The organism is Thermoplasmata archaeon, from assembly GCA_035632695.1.
Classification (GTDB): Archaea; Thermoplasmatota; Thermoplasmata; order RBG-16-68-12; family RBG-16-68-12; genus RBG-16-68-12.
Window position 1 is genome coordinate 1 of record DASQGG010000121.1, and the last position, 2,697, is coordinate 2,697.

Below are 2,697 nucleotides of genomic sequence, written 5' to 3' on the forward strand. Positions count from 1 at the left end.
AATGAAAGGTTCCTCCATCCCGTACGTCCCCTCGAAGTGCCCATGATAGGCTTCCTTCTCTGCAAAGAGGACGCGAGGCCAATACGTGCCGTCAACCGTCTCGACGGCACACGGATACGTGTGCTCCGATGCCCTCGGAAATCCTCGGAGATCCTTCCAGACGGCCTCCGGAATGCGTCCCACCTGCCTACCGCGGGGGAATATTCTCGGGTCGGGATGGAGCCGCCATTGACGCTCCCGCTCGTGCTGCGTTCGCACTTCCGAGCAGACCCGGCATGACGCAGCCTCCGCAAGGATGTTCTGAACTCCTCGGTCTTTATCAGCCTCAGAGAGCGAGGAACCCCACACGTCACGGACGCGACGGAGGTGCTTTCCGCAAAGGGCGGGGAGCTGTGTGATGTCCACCAATCTCACCCTCAGAGCCTGTACATGCTTCGTGTCGTCTAAGACTTACTGAGGCGAACCATCGCCCTTCCGGCCGACTCGGGGGCGACGCGGGTGGGGGCGGGATTCTCCTCCTACTCCGTTCCTTAGCGGTCGCGGCTGCGAGCCCACCAGAGGAAGAAGGCGATGACCACGACGAGGGTGCTGACCTGGACTCCGGAAATGAGATTCGACCACATGCTCGCTCCGAACTGGCCCGAGCTGAAATCAAAGGAGACGAGCAGGCTCAGCCCGAGGATGATCGCCACGACGACCAGGATCCAGTAGCGCTTCCCCACGATGCCCGACGTCGGCCCTCGCGTACCGATCATGCGCCTCGCATCCTCAACGGGAATCCCGGTGCAGGCATTCAAGGGTTCCGACGGGTGCTGGGAGCTAGCGGTAGCCCACCACCTTGGCGATGGCCTGGACCAGGTCCGTGGGCATGATCACGGCGCCGCAATGGGCGCACTTCGCGAGCGCATCCGGCTTCGTGTCGGGCGTGATTTCCAGCGGACTGTGGCACGCGGGGCAGGTGTACGTCGCGGTCACGCCCATGGCCCGCAGCTGGGCAACCAGGTCGTTCACGTCCACGTGGATTTGGGTCACGACCTGCCGTGCCCCGAGCCGCCTCGTGTCGCCCGCCTCCTTCCACATGCCCACGGCCTCGAACAGGCGCGCGGCGTCCTCGTGGCGCTCCGCGAGGACGAAGTGCTCCGCTTGGATGCGGACGGCATGCTGCGCCGCCTCGGGCACGAGCTGGTAGCTGCCGAAATACCAGTAGCCGCCCGAGGGGGTAATCGTGAGCCCCTTGCCCACGTTGTAGGTCGCCATGCGGTCGAAGCAGTCCCAGGAGCAGACGCGGTGGGCGACGGCGGGCTCGCCCACCACGGGGTACGTGTACGCGTAGGCGCCCAGGCAGCGGTCGCATCCGACCTTCCGGCATCCCTCGCAGGTCAACGGATGCAGGAAGAGCTCCCTGTGGCCGCAGTTCGGACAGACCGCCATGGAAGTCCTCGATGTGGAGCAGACGCATCTGGGGGGATTGAAAGCTTTCGGTGGCATCCCTCGTGGCAATCGGCAGCGCCGCAGCAGAGTGGACTAATAAAGGAGGCAGCCCGGCGGCGATTGCTCACCGACAAGCCCGGGCGCCTCGTTGTGGAGGGATGCTTGTGAAAGAGGGAATGTCGCGGGGGGCTATAGTCCTTTGTAAGCGGATGTCGTGAAGGGCTCGCGCCCTTGGATCGTACCCGTGTCCAATCCCGACACGGCCAAGGAGACCCGCGATGCCGGAGGATGATCCACGACAACAACCGACGAGGCAGCGGCAAGGTTCATGGAGACCGCATCGTTCCCCATACGGTCCGTCACGGAAGCGCACGCGAGGAGCGCCAACGACTGCTGGGAGGGCCTTCGGAGCCGCGCAGCCGAACCGGGCGCCCCCGTGCCCGAGGGGGCACCGCTCGGCCATGCCTTGGACCTGTTCGGCGGCGAGCTCGAGGCGATGACGAGCCCGGTGGACGCTGCCGTGGCGGGCATCTGCACGTACGGCTCCGCCCCGGCCGAGGACTATGTGGCCGAACTCGCCCACGGGTTCCACGTCGAGGGACCGCCGGCGTGACGTCCACTCAAATCCGGCGGAATGCCTTCTCGAGGAGGCGGACCGTGTACGGCTTCCAGTACAGGACGTCGAAGAACGCGGGGTCGCCGTCCATGCTCTCGTACTTGCGCCGGATCATCGCCGTCCCGTGCCAGTAGCAGAACGCGTACGACGCCCACGCTCGGTTCGCGGCGTACCGGACGTCGCGCACGGCCTGCTGCCAGTCCACGAGGCCCGAGTGCATCGCGTAGTGCAGGAGCTCCCGTCGCGGCTCCTCGTGGTGGACCATCCAGGCCAGGTTGACCTCGGTCCCCCACCGCAGGCGGTTCAGGAGGAGCGTGAGGCGGTCCTCCTTGGCGCGGTCCCACCGGACGAACCGGAGGGCGTTCTCCGCGAGCCCCTCCTCGACGGGTCCCATAGGGTCCGCCGCCATGCTCACGGCGGCCTCCCGGGGGACGTCCCCGTGGAGGTACTCGTACTCGCGGGTGGTCTGGTGCACGTGATGCCCGGGATATGCCTCATGGGTCGCCATGTCCCGCAGCGCGGGCCACGTCCACGGCAGGTCCGTGTTGAGCTTGACCGTGCTGTGGAAGTCCTTTGTGTAGAGGCAGTACCCGCTGTTTCGGCTGCGGTGCATGGGGACGAGGCGAGCGCGCTCCGTACGTGGGAGGTCA

General features: G+C 66.1%; 5 protein-coding genes. 1 reads left to right on the forward strand and 4 read right to left on the reverse strand.

Translation table 11 applies throughout. The features are described from left to right. From VEY12_08070 to VEY12_08080, 3 genes are all read right to left on the reverse strand, one after another. Positions 1-405: hypothetical protein (locus VEY12_08070; GenBank protein HYM40081.1), on the reverse strand; the 405-nt coding region annotated here is incomplete at its 3' end. A 125-nt stretch (positions 406-530) separates the two neighbouring features. Continuing rightward, entirely contained in the window at positions 531-755 is a 225-nt protein-coding gene (locus VEY12_08075) for a hypothetical protein (protein ID HYM40082.1), read from the reverse strand. 64 nt (positions 756-819) lie between these two features. Then, positions 820-1,431 (reverse strand): hypothetical protein, encoded by a 612-nt coding sequence (locus VEY12_08080; protein ID HYM40083.1) that lies wholly within the window; start codon positions 1,429-1,431, stop codon positions 820-822. A gap of 436 nt (positions 1,432-1,867) precedes the next feature. Between VEY12_08080 and VEY12_08085 the strand changes: the two genes are divergently transcribed. Next, positions 1,868-2,044: a hypothetical protein gene (locus VEY12_08085; GenBank protein ID HYM40084.1), complete on the forward strand. Its 177-nt coding sequence runs from the start codon at positions 1,868-1,870 to the stop codon at positions 2,042-2,044. A gap of 7 nt (positions 2,045-2,051) precedes the next feature. On the opposite strand, the gene VEY12_08090 is transcribed toward VEY12_08085, so the two are convergent. Beyond that, positions 2,052-2,697 (reverse strand): hypothetical protein (locus tag VEY12_08090; protein ID HYM40085.1); only part of this gene is annotated, 646 nt, incomplete at its 5' end.